Annotated in this window: 14 protein-coding genes; 8 read left to right on the top strand and 6 right to left on the bottom strand. The window is 45.9% G+C overall.

The window, feature by feature from the left end; translation table 11 throughout:
• Window positions 1-94: 94 nt before the first annotated feature.
• Window positions 95-535, bottom strand: coding sequence for an Lrp/AsnC family transcriptional regulator (locus tag OJ16_RS17395; RefSeq protein WP_040992756.1), 441 nt, complete (start codon window positions 533-535; stop codon window positions 95-97).
• A 238-nt stretch (window positions 536-773) separates the two neighbouring features.
• Between OJ16_RS17395 and OJ16_RS17390 the strand changes: the two genes are divergently transcribed.
• Window positions 774-1,361 carry a LysE family translocator gene (locus OJ16_RS17390; RefSeq protein ID WP_040992516.1) on the top strand — a complete coding sequence of 196 codons (588 nt, stop codon included), beginning with the start codon at window positions 774-776 and terminating at the stop codon, window positions 1,359-1,361.
• 164 nt (window positions 1,362-1,525) lie between these two features.
• On the top strand, window positions 1,526-2,296 hold the full coding sequence (locus OJ16_RS17385; RefSeq protein ID WP_040992515.1) for a siderophore-interacting protein: 771 nt from the start codon (window positions 1,526-1,528) through the stop codon (window positions 2,294-2,296).
• Between the two features lie 103 nt (window positions 2,297-2,399).
• Here the strand turns inward: OJ16_RS17385 and OJ16_RS17380 are convergent, their stop codons facing one another.
• A complete protein-coding gene (locus OJ16_RS17380) occupies window positions 2,400-3,272 on the bottom strand; it encodes a LysR family transcriptional regulator (protein WP_040992514.1) in 873 nt (290 codons plus the stop codon).
• A gap of 187 nt (window positions 3,273-3,459) precedes the next feature.
• On the opposite strand from OJ16_RS17380, the gene OJ16_RS17375 reads away from it, so the two are divergent.
• From OJ16_RS17375 to OJ16_RS17360, 4 genes are all read left to right on the top strand, one after another.
• Complete coding sequence (locus OJ16_RS17375; RefSeq protein ID WP_040992513.1) at window positions 3,460-4,608, top strand: S-(hydroxymethyl)glutathione dehydrogenase/class III alcohol dehydrogenase; 1,149 nt, start codon at window positions 3,460-3,462, stop codon at window positions 4,606-4,608.
• A gap of 120 nt (window positions 4,609-4,728) precedes the next feature.
• Window positions 4,729-5,568 (top strand): S-formylglutathione hydrolase, encoded by an 840-nt coding sequence (gene fghA / locus OJ16_RS17370; protein ID WP_040992512.1) that lies wholly within the window; start codon window positions 4,729-4,731, stop codon window positions 5,566-5,568.
• Window positions 5,569-5,844: 276 nt separating this feature from the next.
• Window positions 5,845-6,246: a hypothetical protein gene (locus tag OJ16_RS17365; protein ID WP_040992511.1), complete on the top strand. Its 402-nt coding sequence runs from the start codon at window positions 5,845-5,847 to the stop codon at window positions 6,244-6,246.
• 138 nt (window positions 6,247-6,384) lie between these two features.
• Entirely contained in the window at window positions 6,385-8,100 is a 1,716-nt protein-coding gene (locus tag OJ16_RS17360) for an RluA family pseudouridine synthase (RefSeq protein WP_040992510.1), read from the top strand.
• Window positions 8,101-8,185: 85 nt separating this feature from the next.
• On the opposite strand, the gene OJ16_RS17355 is transcribed toward OJ16_RS17360, so the two are convergent.
• Together OJ16_RS17355 and OJ16_RS17350 are read right to left on the bottom strand one after the other, a co-directional pair.
• Window positions 8,186-8,752: a sugar O-acetyltransferase gene (locus OJ16_RS17355; RefSeq protein ID WP_040992507.1), complete on the bottom strand. Its 567-nt coding sequence runs from the start codon at window positions 8,750-8,752 to the stop codon at window positions 8,186-8,188.
• A gap of 98 nt (window positions 8,753-8,850) precedes the next feature.
• Entirely contained in the window at window positions 8,851-9,945 is a 1,095-nt protein-coding gene (locus OJ16_RS17350) for an NADH:flavin oxidoreductase (protein WP_040992505.1), read from the bottom strand.
• Between the two features lie 881 nt (window positions 9,946-10,826).
• On the opposite strand from OJ16_RS17350, the gene yqfB reads away from it, so the two are divergent.
• A complete protein-coding gene (yqfB, locus tag OJ16_RS17340) occupies window positions 10,827-11,153 on the top strand; it encodes a N(4)-acetylcytidine aminohydrolase (RefSeq protein ID WP_040992502.1) in 327 nt (108 codons plus the stop codon).
• 79 nt (window positions 11,154-11,232) lie between these two features.
• Here the strand turns inward: yqfB and soxR are convergent, their stop codons facing one another.
• Together soxR and OJ16_RS17330 are read right to left on the bottom strand one after the other, a co-directional pair.
• Window positions 11,233-11,676 (bottom strand): redox-sensitive transcriptional activator SoxR, encoded by a 444-nt coding sequence (soxR, locus tag OJ16_RS17335; RefSeq protein WP_040992501.1) that lies wholly within the window; start codon window positions 11,674-11,676, stop codon window positions 11,233-11,235.
• Window positions 11,677-11,857: 181 nt separating this feature from the next.
• The gene (locus OJ16_RS17330; protein WP_040992500.1) at window positions 11,858-12,052 is read right to left on the bottom strand and encodes a hypothetical protein; all 195 of its coding nucleotides are present in this window, start codon (window positions 12,050-12,052) and stop codon (window positions 11,858-11,860) included.
• Window positions 12,053-12,538: 486 nt separating this feature from the next.
• Between OJ16_RS17330 and glgX the strand changes: the two genes are divergently transcribed.
• Window positions 12,539-14,497: a glycogen debranching protein GlgX gene (glgX, locus tag OJ16_RS17320; protein WP_040992498.1), complete on the top strand. Its 1,959-nt coding sequence runs from the start codon at window positions 12,539-12,541 to the stop codon at window positions 14,495-14,497.
• Window positions 14,498-14,547 lie beyond the last annotated feature (50 nt).

The following is a 14,547-nucleotide window of genomic DNA, read 5'->3' as shown; positions in this document are numbered from 1 at the left end:
CAATAAATGTCACAAATGTGATCTTTATGTTTCATGCGAAATAAGTTTTCCGGCAAACGGTTCGCTCACCTTGCGCCTCATCGGCACGCCATCACTATCGCGCCTCTTTTGGCGACCCCATGACCACCATGGTTGTGATCGACGTGACGTGTTGGCACTCCCCAAGAACGTCCGCATGAAATTGTTTATAGCTAATGAGATCTTTGGTCTCTACCCGTAAGAGGTATTCGGTTACACCGGTAATATTGTGGCACTCGACGACTTCATCGACATCACGGACATGCGCTTCAAACTCTAATTGCGCCTTTTTACTGTGACTGGCCAAACCGATAGACACATAAGCAATGAAGCCAATCCCTAACTCAACGGTATTGAGTGTGGCTTTATAGCCCGTTATGACACCCCGTTTTTCTAAGTCTTGTACTCGACGCAACGTCGCCGAAGGAGACAATCCAATCGTATTCGCGAGATCGACATTCGAGATGCGACCATCCTTTTTGAGTTCTTGCAATATTCTCTCTTCAAACCTATCCATAGCGTTCTTTTCTTGTTTATTTAAACCCATATTGAGCAATAAAAGCACAAAATTGAGCCTATATCTACGTAGAATATTGTTTATCCCGCAGCATTCGCGACGACGTCGAAATGGTTTAACGCGCTGAGCAACACCCAGCGAAATCAAGACGCATAAGTGTTGCGGGGTGCACTGAGTGCTGTCTATCAGTGCATCAGATAACAATGACGATTACACAAAAATTAAAGAGGATTCATTTATGCCATGGGAACAACTCACCGCACTGGCTCTATTCGCGTTTGTCTCCACGTTTACACCCGGCCCAAACAACATCATGCTGATGACATCAGGAGCGAATGTCGGGTTTAACAAAAGCATTCCTCACATGTTAGGTATTACGATTGGATTTCCTGCCATGGTGATACTGGTTGGCTTTGGCTTAATCGCTATCTTCGACCAATACCCAATGATCCATCACGGGTTAAAAGTCATCAGCTTAATTTACCTTGCTTATCTCGCATGGCAAATCGCCCGAAGCCAGCCGCCAAAAGAGAAAAATACGCACTATAAACCCTTGAGTTTTTGGCAAGCCGCCTGTTTTCAGTGGGTTAACCCTAAAGGTTGGTCAATGGCGCTTACTGCGGTGAGTGTTTATAACCCGTCTAACAGCGGATTAGGATTAGTCATTATTGCGCTCGTTTATGCGCTTGCTAACGTGCCGTCTGTTTCCTTTTGGACTTTAGCAGGGCAAAAACTCCAACAGTTATTAACCAGCCGCCTTAGGGTTCGTTCATTTAATTATTCAATGGCCTTACTGCTCATTGCCTCGACACTGCCAATGTTATAAATGACCAAATACGACAATGAGCGGCGCACCTCACTTCTTTCTGGTGAGTCATCCATCACATCGAATCGATACCGTTACAAATGTAAATTAGTTTAAAGATACTATTTTGTGGCGATATTGAGTGTTATTCTCAAATGGAATAAAGAACGATTATCGAGTAGAACATGCATCAAGCCCCAAAATCTCAAAGTGTCACCGTTCGTAGCAGTGAAACCATTACTCCGAACATGCAGCGTATTATTCTTCAAGGTGACGTACTGGCCAACTTTCCAGCCGACTGTGAAGGCGGCTATATAAAGCTGCTGTTCAATGCGGAGGGTGGTACTGACCTATCAACGGTTGCTGAAGGCGTGCGTCCGATGATGCGAACCTACACAATTCGTCGTTTTATGATGGATGAAAACGCCATCGAAGTGGATTTTGTTCGCCATATTACCGAAGACAACTTGTGTGGCTTTGCCTCTCGCTGGGCAATGGAAGCGCAAATAGGCGACAGCATTGAAATCCGCGGTCCCGGCACCATTTCAAGCCTCAATCATGATGCTGATTGGTTTTTATTAGCCGCAGACATGACCGCTTTACCTGCTTTGTCGGCAAAAATAAAGTTACTGCCAGAGAACGCAAAGGGCTACGCTGTGATTGAAGTCGAGCATGAAGACGACATCCAGCCACTGGACATCCCTGCGGGTATTGAAGTGAAGTGGGTCACCTCGGATCTTGCGCTTGCAGTTCGTTCTGTCGCTTGGTTAGAAGGTCAGGTTTCTGCTTGGGTTGCGTGTGAATTCGACGCGATGCGCGCGTTACGTCAATACTTACGTAATGATCAAGAAATTGAACGCGATTTCATTTACATCAGCAGCTATTGGAAGCGTGGTGTCTCTGAAGATGGCCATAAAGTCATCAAGCAGCAAGATGCTCAAGAAAACGACGCATAATAGATAAACGAATGATGTTCGATTTTTTATTATGATCAAGGTGGCGGTTCTCTACCATAGATGGTGGTAGAGCATCGTCAATCTTGGTGGGTACTGAACGGCCCTATTCCGCCATTTTTTCGACCAAAAAATCAATCAGCAAACGTACTTTTGGCGACAAGTTACGATTTTGTGGGTAAAGCGCCCAAATTCCTTCTCGCTCATCTCGGTATTCTTTCAACACCTCAATCAGCTCACCGCTGTCTAATCCCGCTTGCACATAGTAGTCGGGTAATTGCACTAACCCTAAACCACGCTTAGCCGCATCTAATAACGCAAAACCAGAATTGCATCGAATACGACCACTGACACGTAGGGATTTCTCCGATGTTTTTTCTTTAAAATGCCAGTATTCGACTGACCCAACCAAGCATTGATGATGTGAAAGCTCAGAAAGTGTGTGAGGGGCGCCATAACGTTGAATATAATCCGGACTCGCACATACATAGAGTTGACGAGACGCCAGGCGTTTCGCAATTAACGTGGAATCTCTCAAGCGACCAAGACGAATCGCCACATCAAATCCCCCTTCAATCAAATCTACGGTTTGGTTGCTCAAATCTAACGTCAGATCCAATTGCGGATAACGCAGTAAAAATTCATGCAATAAAGGCGCGATATGCATCTCGCCATACGTGACTGGCGCCGTGATTTTCAATTTTCCTTTTGGTGCGGTCTGCAATTGCGTTACCGCAAGCTCTGCAAGCTCAAGGCCTTCAACCAATAACTTACATTGCTCAAAATAGACCTGCCCTGCTTCGCTTAACGTCACCTTTCGAGTTGTGCGATGCAACAACTTCACAGCTAAGCGATCTTCTAGCGCCGCGACACGACGGCTAACCTGCGCCACCGACGTATTGAGCTTTTTCGCCGCCCCGGTAAAGCTATTGCTCTCTGCCACGGCAACAAATTCACTCACCCCTTCCCAAATAGCCATACTCGATTTCTCACATTATTACGTATATGTAAAAATAATTTACAGTTTAGCCGGATTATCATTCCTTGTGAAATACATAAAATAGGCGCATCTGAAGAGCGAGGCGTGAAACAAAAACCTCAGCTACTCTTTACATCAAACTCTGTTACCGATGAATCATTCATCGGTTATATAAAAGGAAGATCCAATGACGCTTGAAATCAAACCTGGTCAAACTCACATTAAATCAAAAGCAATGGTTGCTTGGGCTGCTGGTGAACCGCTAAAAATGGAAGAAGTGGATGTACAACTTCCTAAAGCGGGCGAGGTTCTCGTTCGCATCGTTGCTACCGGTGTTTGTCACACTGACGCATTCACATTATCAGGTGACGATCCAGAAGGTATCTTCCCTTCAATTCTTGGTCACGAAGGTGGCGGTATCGTTGAGATGATCGGCGAAGGCGTGACAAGTGTTGAAGTTGGTGACCATGTTATCCCACTTTACACCGCTGAATGTGGCGAATGTAAGTTCTGTAAATCGGGTAAAACAAACCTATGCCAAGCCGTTCGTGAAACGCAAGGTAAAGGCCTAATGCCAGACGGCACAAGCCGCTTCTCTATTAACGGCGAAACGATTTTCCATTACATGGGCTGCTCGACTTTCTCTGAGTACACTGTACTTCCAGAAATCTCTCTAGCGAAAGTAAGCAAAGAAGCACCACTTGAAGAAGTTTGTCTTCTAGGTTGTGGTGTAACAACCGGTATGGGCGCGGTACTGAACACGGCGAAAGTTGAAAAAGGCGACAACGTTGCGGTATTCGGCCTAGGCGGCATCGGTCTTTCTGCCATCATTGGGGCTCGCATGGCGGGTGCTAACCGCATCATTGGTGTTGATATCAACGAAAGCAAATTCGAGCTAGCAAAACAGCTTGGCGCGACAGACTGCATCAACCCAACGAAATTCGACAAGCCAATCCAAGACGTTATCGTTGAGATGACTGACGGCGGCGTAGAGTACTCTTTCGAGTGTATCGGTAACGTAAACGTAATGCGTCAAGCCCTTGAGTGCTGCCACAAAGGTTGGGGCGAATCGGTCATCATTGGTGTTGCAGGTGCAGGCCAAGAGATTTCAACTCGTCCGTTCCAACTTGTAACTGGTCGAGTATGGCGTGGTTCAGCTTTCGGTGGTGTTAAAGGCCGCTCTGAGCTTCCAGAAATCGTGAACCGTTACATGGCGGGTGAGTTTGGCCTTCAAGAGTTCATTACTCACACCATGGGTCTGCAAGACGTGAACGAAGCCTTTGAACTAATGCACAAAGGCGAATCTATCCGTACTGTTCTACACATGGATAAATAAATAGATAGATTCCTGCGTTAACGTCGCTGTACCAGCAACTAAGACCGGCAAACAATACCGTCAATATGACTGAATAAAACACCTCTCTGCTTAGAGGGGTGTTTATTTTTAAGGACTCTTATGACCATCGAAAACATTAGCCAAGCAAAAGTCTTTGGCGGTTGGCACAAACAATACACCCATCAATCTGATGTCTTAGCATGCCCAATGCGATTTGCTATTTTTCTACCACCGAATGCGTCGCCAAGCCACCCTGTGCCAGTGGTGTATTGGTTGTCGGGTTTAACCTGTACTGATGAAAACTTCATGCAGAAAGCGGGCGCATTTCGAGTTGCGGCTGAACTCGGCATTGCCATTGTTGCCCCAGATACCAGCCCACGCGGAGAAAATGTAGCGAATGATGAAGGCTATGACCTTGGCCAAGGCGCTGGCTTCTATTTAAATGCAACACAAGAGCCTTGGGCAAAGCACTTTCAAATGTACGATTACATCGTCTCTGAATTACCAAAACTGATTGAGGCAAACTTCCCTGTCAGTGAACTCAAATCGATTTCAGGCCACAGCATGGGCGGCCATGGCGCGCTTACTATTGGTCTAAAAAATAGTGACTGTTATCGTTCCATTTCGGCATTTAGCCCAATCAGCAATCCGATTCAATGTCCTTGGGGACAAAAAGCGTTTACTGCTTATTTGGGATCGTCCGTCGAGGCGTGGAAGCAATACGATAGTTCTGAATTATTAAAACGAGCGAAGTCTGCACTGCCAATCTTGGTTGACCAAGGTGATGCGGATGGTTTCTTACACGAACAATTGATGCCTAACGCCCTACAAGCGGCTGCGGATCTGCACGGTTCCGATCTCACCTTGCGTATGCAAGCAGGCTATGACCACAGCTATTACTTTATCTCGAGCTTTATCGAAGAGCACTTGCGTTTCCATGCTAAGCACCTCTTCGCTTAATACTTAGAAATGATGCCAATCATGCTCAGTGAGCGTGACACATAACCACACACAAAATCCCACTGCCAAAAGCCCCGCACTCTCAAATTTCTCTTGCGGGGCTTTTTCTATCCTATTCGCGTCAACGCTAACCTCCTAACGCTGACCTCCTGCCGACATTGACAGCAACAACCCGACAGCTTGCCGTTAATCGAACAGGATTGCCGCTTTGCTCACTCGCCTGGCTAAGCTAAACTAACCCCCATCTTTGTTCGCTTGTTTTAATCAGAGCCGATTATGTCAAAAATTAAAATCGCACTATTTACACTTGTATTGATTGCAGGTGCTGTGGCCGCTTGGGTGTTTATTCCTACCCACACCTCACTTGGGCCACAAATGTCTTCAACACCGATTGGGGAAGAGTTCAGCTTGGTTGGCTACAAAATCATTTCAACCGACCGTAAACTCAATAAACTGAATCAATATTTCTTGATTGCCAACGGTTCAGAATTAGGCGACAGCGACCCAATATTGACCACGTCCGATCAATTTCTTCGCGTGGTTTCGGTCAAAGACAACACCTTCAAATTGAGTGTAAAAGGCCGTATCGAGCAGTACCGCAATGATATTTGGGTAGAAAAAAGTGATGGCACGGCGCACCATTGGCTGGCGAGTATGCAATCGGACTACGTGAAATAATCGCTATCGATTAACGTCCCTTTTCCCGAAGCTTCATCGACTTTCACCACCTTGCCAAGCTCTGTCGCAACGCAAGGTGGCATTCCTCGTTTAAACAGGTAAAATCGCGCCTCATCGAGCCGCTGATAGAAGTTTACCATGCACCAACCAGAGCAATTATTTACCCGCTTTAACACCGCTATTGAGTCGTTTGAATTGCCAAGCGCCTTCACCTTTCCTTTCTACTATCAGCCTCATCCGCTTTGTGTGTTAGCGGCCAATCAGTTGCAGCACCATTTGGCGACGCAAACCCAATGGCAACATGATTTTGGTCTAACCGCGGATCAAACACTGTCTCATGACGGTTCAACCTCAGAAGCCAATAGCGGTACTGGTAAAATGTTCGGTGTCTTGTTAGTGCGATCACCTCAAGGTGAACTCGGCTACCTCAGTGCATTTTCAGGCAAAATTGCTGAGCAAAACTTATTGCCACATTTTGTGCCACCGGTCTTCGACATGCTGGCTGAAGAGTGTTTTTTCCGTACTGAACTTGAAGAAATCACCGATCTGAACCGCCAAGTAAAAACATTAACAGCCAACCCGTTGGTGGCAGAGCTTTCCCAGCAGTTAGCGCAATACAAAACCGACTACAAAGCACTGGAAGCGCAGCAACGCCAAGCAATGATTGATGGCCGTGCAGAGCGAAAATTGCAACGTCAACAAGCTGAGCAAACGTTGAGCGGCGAGCCATTAAAGACCGTGGTGGATGATCTTGCCAAGCAAAGCGTGGCTGAGAAAAACGTACTCAAATACCTAAAGCTAGAATGGGATGAGAAGATCAGCCAAATTCAAACCCAATTAACAGCTCTAACGGATGAAATACACCAAGCGAAGCAACAACGCAAAGTGTTGTCTAACGCGCTGCAAAACAAATTGTTTGAACAATATTGCTTCCTCAACGCGCGTGGCGAAGAAAAATCACTCAAAGCAATCTTTGCACCGAGCACCAATCCCGTGCCACCAGCAGGCGCCGGTGAATGTGCCGCCCCTAAGCTACTGCACTACGCCTATAAACACGGCTTTACACCATTGGCGATGGCCGAGTTTTGGTGGGGTGTTTCACCAAAATCAGAAGTGCGCCAACACACGAAGTTTTACCCATCTTGCCACGGGAAATGTAACCCGATTCTTGGCCATATGTTGGAAGGCTTAGAGGTAGACCCAAATCCACTTGAAGATAACTGGGCGGCAGACAAAGCACTGCAAGTCGTCTATCAAGATGACGCCATTGTGGTGGTCAATAAACCCTCTGGACTCTTGTCTGTCCCGGGGAAAACCATCAAAGACTCTGCGTACACACGCGTACAAGCGATGTTTACTGACGTTGAAGGGCCTTTTGTTCTGCACCGCCTAGATATGGCGACGTCCGGCTTATTGGTCTTCGCCTTAACGCGCCGAGCCAATAAAAGTCTACAAAAACAATTCATTACTCGTGGAGTAGAGAAACGTTATATCGCGCTCGTAGAAGGGGTGGTGAAAGAGACTCAAGGTGAGATTAATCTGCCAATGCGCGGCGACCCTGATGACCGCCCACGCCAATTAGTGTGCTTTGAACACGGTAAACCGGCGACAACCTATTGGCAATTGATCAAGATTGAAGCGGGTCGTAGTAAGCTTTATATGCATCCCAAAACGGGCCGAACCCATCAGCTTCGCGTGCATTGTGCGCATCATATGGGATTAAACATGGCGATGGTTGGCGATGGCTTATATGGCGAAAAAGACGCCCGACTTCACCTGCATGCGGAACAGTTAGCGTTCGACCATCCTTACGATCATCGTCGCTTGGTGTTCAACGCCGAATGTGACTTTTAAGCAAACGTGACTTTTAATCGCAATCATAAAAAACGCCTAAGTTCTGCTTAGGCGTTTTTATTTCAGTGATTCCAATGAATCATACTTATTGATCAGAAGGCGCTAACGGTCGGATCACACGACATGGGTTGCCAGCCGCGACAACATTAGGTGGGATATCTTTTGTGACAACACTGCCCGCACCCACCACGGAATTATCACCAATCGTGATCCCTGGACACACAACAACACTGCCACCAAGCCAAACGTTATCACCAATCGTAATTGGCAAGCCAAATTCAATCCCCTCTTCTACACGCCCCTTAACATCCAAAGGATGCCCAGCGGTATAAAGTTGAATATTCGGGCCAAACAACACATTATCGCCAATAGTGACTTTCGCCACATCGAGTACGACGCAATTGAAGTTGGCAAAGAAATTTTTCCCAACCACAATATTTTCACCGTAATCACAACGAAAAGGCGGTTCGATATACGCCCCTTGAGCATTGGGGATCAAACGGTCAATAGCTTCACGCCACTCATCTGTATCTGGCAACGAATTATTGAGCTGCTGTAATGTTTTACGACAAGCAATACGCTCCGCATAAAGCGTTTCATCCCACGCTTGATACGGCTCTCCCGCTAACATCTTCTGTTTTTCTGTTTTCATCACGGTTCTCTGTCAAGCGACGCTTCGCCTTGCTGCGATCATTGAAATCCGACAAAACATAAGCGTCTCTAGCATCCTTGCGACATGCAGAGGATGGTTTATTTTCTTTTCTTATAAACCACGCAGAAATTACCGCGCTTAGTGCGGCATTTAGAACAACGTTCACAATCCACTTCGTGACGAGTTCCCTCTTTCCAGCGTTGAATCAATTTAGGCTCGGCCAACAAAGGGCGCGATAACGCAAAATATTGGATATTGGTCTGAGTCGCCATGCGTTCTATTGCGTCAAAATCACTCAATCCACCCACCGTAATAACCGGTACGTTGACATCTTGACTCACCGCGTGGCCATACTCATGGAAGTAGCCCTCTTGCTGCAGCGTAAACCCGTCAAAAGACTCTCCGACTAAGGTATTGGCATTACCATGAATATTGCCAGAGATAATGAGCGCATCAACACCCAATTGCTCCAGCTTTCTACAAATTAGACGAGTCTCTTCAAACGTTAAGCCGCCCTCGAAAAATTCCGTGGCTGTCAGCTTAACCAAGATTGGGAAATCCTCACCCACGAGCGCTCTGATCGCCGCGTAGATCTCCACCAAGAAGCGCATACGGTTTTCCAAACTCCCACCGTATTGATCATCGCGGCGGTTATAATAAGGACTTAAAAATTGGTTGATTAGGTAAGTATGCGCCGCATGAATTTCTACACCATCAAAACCTGAATCTTGCGCACGCTTACTGGCTAACGCAAATGCCTCAACAATGTAATCAATCTCTTGTTGTGTCATCGCTTTTCCAAGCGTTTGCGTGCCTCGCTCGGCGACTTCGCTTGGTGCAAAAATGACTCGCTCACCCACATTATACGTGGTTTTAGTACCGCCATAAGCGAGCTGCATGACAATTTTAGAATCATATTGATGCACTAAATCCGTCAGTTTTTGGTACTCTGCAATGAAAGAGTCGTTGTACATCCCCATCATACCAGCGTTCGGTTTTTCTTCTTCCACGATGTTGGCATAACCGGTCACAATCAAGCCCACTTCGCCTTCTGCCAGTTCTTGATAAACATCGTAAAGTTTATCGGTCATGTGGCCATCTTCAGTCGCCAAATTTTCCCATGTTGCGCTACGAACAAAACGGTTCTTTAACGTCATTCCGCCAATGCGGGATGGTGAAAACAAAATGCTCAAATCTCTTCCTCTATATCATTCTGTGCCCTTGTTCAGCGCAGCAAGGCGCGATATCACCCATGATGAATCGCGAACGCTCTGCAGCTCGAGCAAGGGATTTTATTGGTTGCGCTATTTACAACCAAAAAGAACAGCCCTGCGATTGCAGGGCTGTTCTTCATTAGTGCATTGTCACAAATATGGGCGGCATGGTAACGACTCTTAAGCAGAAAAACCATAATCTGGATTAAGAAATCTCTTGCTTAGACGGCACCAAGCAAGAAAGTCACTCTTTTCTATTCACCCTTTGTCATGTCTCGTGTCACTAAAATACGCCGCCATGAGTGATCACCAAGTAATCGAGTTGATGGCTAACCTAAATTATTTATCGCATCACCATCGCAAAGTGTGACAGCCCGCATAACACCTTCGAGCAGAAAGCCTTTATCTTGTTTACAGAGACAATAGGTCTCAAGGAAAAATAGAGGATATTATGATTGTTTGGTCGATTGCAGGTTTACTCATCTTTTTTGCTAGTCAGTTTTTTACGCCACCTAAGACTAACCCCTTAAAGCAAGCAGCATGCGCATTGATGTCATGCCTACTTGGCCCGTTGATGATTGTCGCGTTTGTTGGTTCATTCACGAATACCAATATTTGCCTTAAACATTCTCTTTCAGCGTAATCAGCGATAGCAAAATCCGCTGGTTATCACCTAACCAGCGCGTTTTCTTTTCGACGCTTTATCACTGCTTTTCTTAGTTCAAGCTGCGAATACCCTCACTCTTGCCCCATCGATACATTCACCGCATACCACTCACGATTTACGAGCACCAAATCATTCAATATTGACTGCTTTTTGGCGTATACTCTCCACTTAAAATACCTAGAGTGGATACCTCATGAGCCAAGCGCCAACTAAAATTACTTTCTTTGAATTTCTAACGCCTCTGATCACGTCAGGCATGAAGACCATTACGATTCGAGATGAAGCAGAAAGTCACTATGTTCCGGGTACACAAGTCGAAGTGTTTACTTTAGAAACCGACCAGAAAGTATGTGAAATTAAGATTTTGTCCGTAGAACCTTTGTTGTTCGATGACATTAGTGAATTCCATGCCGAACAAGAAGCGCTACCATTAGATGAGTTAAAGCGATTAATCGGTGAGATTTATCCTAACCTCGACCAGCTGTATATGATCAGCTATGAATTAGTGACAACGGCCTAATTCTGATCCAAACCCACAAGAGAGGCGAACACCCTCTTTTGTGGTCATCGCTATACACCTCAGCCAACTCATATCGTCACTAAAGAGCGTCTTCAGGATGCGTTAATAGAGACTCACCACTGTGCTCCGTTGCCCGCGAATCTTCCGGGTTACGCAAATTGCAGCTATCAAGTGATAAACAACCACATCCAATGCAACCATTTAAGTCATTCTGCAATGATTTAAGTTGAAGTATCCGATGCTCTAAATCCGCATGCCATTGCGTTGCCATCGCCTCCCATTGCGCTTTCGTTGGGGCTTTATGTTTGGGTAACGACGCAAATGCACGGCCGATTTCGTCTAAAGACATACCCACTTGTTGCGCCGCTTTAATGACGGCAACACGGCGAATCACACTACGATCATATCGACGCTGATTGCCATTATTGCGCCAGCAACTGATCAGCCCTTTTTGCTCATAAAAATGCAATGCAGAAACGGCCACGCCGGTACGTTCAGCGACTTGACCAACAGAAATATCCAACCTTTCTTCCCCTCTATCTTGGCAAGATTGAAATTCACCTTAGCGTAAGTTATTCGCCGAATCTACGCATAAAACCTCGGACGATGGTCTCTCTCCGAGCCTAATTGCGGCACAAAACCCTCTGCGCAGAAAAGTAAAAGGCCACAACAAGGTGACCTTTGGCGTTTAATCATCGCTATCTCTACCGATCAAGTGACAAACCCACGTCGGCTAATTTTTGCTTAAATGACTCAACACTTTCTGCTTGATAAGTCGGTGAGCCATTGAAATAACGGGGTTTTTCCGGAGAAAGCGCATTTTTCACTGCCTTTTCCTGATCAAGGTCATCATGATAAATCGTCACTCGATTTGGTATATCCTGTTTTAAAGTCGCCATTTTGTTCTCCTTACATTGACGTCTATTAAGCGTAGGAAAACAGCGAAGAGTGTCAAAGCCCCACATGGCATTTAATTGCATCATTGATGAAACAGATGACATAACCATTTATTAATCAGATAATTAGATGGTTGGAAATTTGTTAACAAAAATCTTCATTGCGATCCTACGCCCTTGCCTCGCCCCCTAACCATGAAAGGATTCTCAAGTCTTGGGTTACTCTTATTTCCAGCCCTTTCATGGGCAAACTCAACCTGAGTCTGCTGTTTTTTTGGCTTAATTTTGCGACGGAGAGGAAAATACTCAAAATTCGCATACGAATATGTCGTACAAAATGCCATACAGTTCACTATTTAGGTACTGAGATAGCGGTATGCTGCATCAATCATTCATCTCTGATATAAAATTATGTGGTCTTTGAAACTTGTAATCCAAGGACGATAACAATTTTTACTTCACGAAAACAAAGACAAAATTATTGAATCGATGACAGTGCCTAATTCTAGCCCATTCCCACTCGGAGCCACTCTTGATGAACAAGGGTGTAACTTCGCGATCCACTCGCCTAACTGCGCGGATATCCAGTTAGCCTTATTCGACGATGACGGCGCAGCCACGCTTTACTCACTCGAGAACGAATACGCCGGCATTAAACATACCTATATTGCTGATATTCAACCGGGACAAAAATACGGTTACATCACCGCCATCAATGGCGATGAGCACTATATCGCCGATCCCTATGCCAAAGCGTTAGAGCGAGAGTTGAAATACACCTTGCCGTTCAATTCGAAGAAGAGCCACCAACTTGCCAAGTGTGTTGTCATCAACACTAAGTTTGACTGGCAAGATGTGGTAAAACCGAATCGTCCTCGAGATGAAATGGTTCTCTTTGAAACGCATGTGAAAGGGGTCACCAAACGCCATCCAGAAATATCAACCAGTCAGCAAGGTCGCTACCTCGGTTTGATCAGTGAACCCATGCTGGCGTTTTATCGCGAACAGAATATCAATACATTGCAGCTACTCCCGATTGCTGCCTGTATGCATGAACCTCATCTGATCACGATGAATAAAGTGAATTATTGGGGCTATAACCCCTACCTCTTTATGGTTCCCGATCCACGTTACGCTGAATACGACGCCGTATTTGAGCTTAAAACCACCATCCGCGAACTGCATCGCCATGGTATTGAGGTGATCCTCGACGTTGTCTACAACCACACTGCCGAAGCCGGTGCCGATGGCCCTGTATTCAACCTCAAAGCGCTCGATAAACGCCATTACATTAAGCATGGCCATCACTTTGCCAATTATACCGGCTGTGGTAACACGCTCGATATGGCCTATCAGCCCTCATTAAACTTAGTGATGGATACGCTGCGCTATTGGGTGGAAGAGTACCAAATTGATGGCTTCCGCTTTGATCTGGCCGCCACCCTTGGCCGCGAAGGCGATAACTTCAATCCCAACAGCGGCTTTTTCAAAGCGGTTGCTCAAGACCCTGTTCTAAAACAAACCAAGCTGATTGCAGAGCCTTGGGATATCGGCCCAAATGGTTATCAAGTCGGTAATTTCCCGAACGGGTGGAATGAGTGTAACGACCGATTGCGCGATATCAGCCGCAGCTTCTGGCGAGGTGATCGCGGCTATTTAACAGAGTTAGCAACGCGCATGATGGGATCGAGAGATCTCTACAGTGCGGCCAACTGGCCCTACCGTTTAACGGTCAATTACATCACTTATCATGATGGGTTTTGCCTACAAGACTTAGTCTCCTATAAATCAAAACACAACGAAGCCAATGGCGAGCAAAATCGAGATGGTCATGGCGATAACCGTTCAGAAAATTATGGCTTAGAAGGCGAATGCGATCGCCCTTCGATTCTCGCGGTGCGTGAAAAACAAAAGCGTAATTTTATTGCTACCTTACTGTTTTCATTTGGTATTCCACACCTTTTGATGGCAGATGTGCTCTCTCATACTCAAAAAGGCAACAACAACGCCTACTGCCAAGATAACGAGATCAGTTGGTTAAATTGGGAATTGAAGGAAACCCAACAAGCATTTAAAGAATGGTTAGCCAATATGGTCAGTGCGCGCCAAACTTACATGGTGCCGTTTATTCGCGCCTTTAGTGGTGAGCAACGTAATCATAATCGCATTTTTTGGCGTCGCTTAGATGGTACCGACCTTTCGCACGATGATTGGAACCGATTAACCGCGGTGGCACTGCACCTGGGTATAGGCGAGCAAGGCGAAGAGTTACTGTACTGCATCAATCAGACAAATGCGCCTGCCCGATTCACTCTCCCAACGGACGATGCTCAACAATGGACCATGATTTGTAATACCAGCCATTTTGACCTTCATCAAACTATTGATGGCAAAGAGGTATTGCTTGAGCCAACCTCGATTGCCGTTTTCCACTATTCACCAGAATAGAGCCCCCTTTCCACCCCAATTTAGGAGCAAACTTATTTGCTCCTAAATTC

This window comes from Vibrio renipiscarius, assembly GCF_000827885.1.
In the GTDB taxonomy this organism is placed as follows: domain Bacteria; phylum Pseudomonadota; class Gammaproteobacteria; order Enterobacterales; family Vibrionaceae; genus Vibrio; species Vibrio renipiscarius.
This window is presented reverse-complemented; position numbering and strand designations above follow the sequence as displayed.

Excerpts from the sequence above, each read along its gene's own strand:
- OJ16_RS17395 (WP_040992756.1), bottom strand. The coding sequence starts at position 535 with ATGGATAGGTTTGAAGAGAGAATATTGCAAGAACTCAAAAAGGATGGT.
- OJ16_RS17390 (WP_040992516.1), top strand. The coding sequence starts at position 774 with ATGCCATGGGAACAACTCACCGCACTGGCTCTATTCGCGTTTGTCTCC.
- OJ16_RS17385 (WP_040992515.1), top strand. The coding sequence starts at position 1,526 with ATGCATCAAGCCCCAAAATCTCAAAGTGTCACCGTTCGTAGCAGTGAA.
- OJ16_RS17380 (WP_040992514.1), bottom strand. The coding sequence starts at position 3,272 with ATGGCTATTTGGGAAGGGGTGAGTGAATTTGTTGCCGTGGCAGAGAGC.
- OJ16_RS17375 (WP_040992513.1), top strand. The coding sequence starts at position 3,460 with ATGACGCTTGAAATCAAACCTGGTCAAACTCACATTAAATCAAAAGCA.
- fghA (WP_040992512.1), top strand. The coding sequence starts at position 4,729 with ATGACCATCGAAAACATTAGCCAAGCAAAAGTCTTTGGCGGTTGGCAC.
- OJ16_RS17365 (WP_040992511.1), top strand. The coding sequence starts at position 5,845 with ATGTCAAAAATTAAAATCGCACTATTTACACTTGTATTGATTGCAGGT.
- OJ16_RS17360 (WP_040992510.1), top strand. The coding sequence starts at position 6,385 with ATGCACCAACCAGAGCAATTATTTACCCGCTTTAACACCGCTATTGAG.
- OJ16_RS17355 (WP_040992507.1), bottom strand. The coding sequence starts at position 8,752 with ATGAAAACAGAAAAACAGAAGATGTTAGCGGGAGAGCCGTATCAAGCG.
- yqfB (WP_040992502.1), top strand. The coding sequence starts at position 10,827 with ATGAGCCAAGCGCCAACTAAAATTACTTTCTTTGAATTTCTAACGCCT.
- OJ16_RS17330 (WP_040992500.1), bottom strand. The coding sequence starts at position 12,052 with ATGGCGACTTTAAAACAGGATATACCAAATCGAGTGACGATTTATCAT.
- glgX (WP_040992498.1), top strand. The coding sequence starts at position 12,539 with ATGACAGTGCCTAATTCTAGCCCATTCCCACTCGGAGCCACTCTTGAT.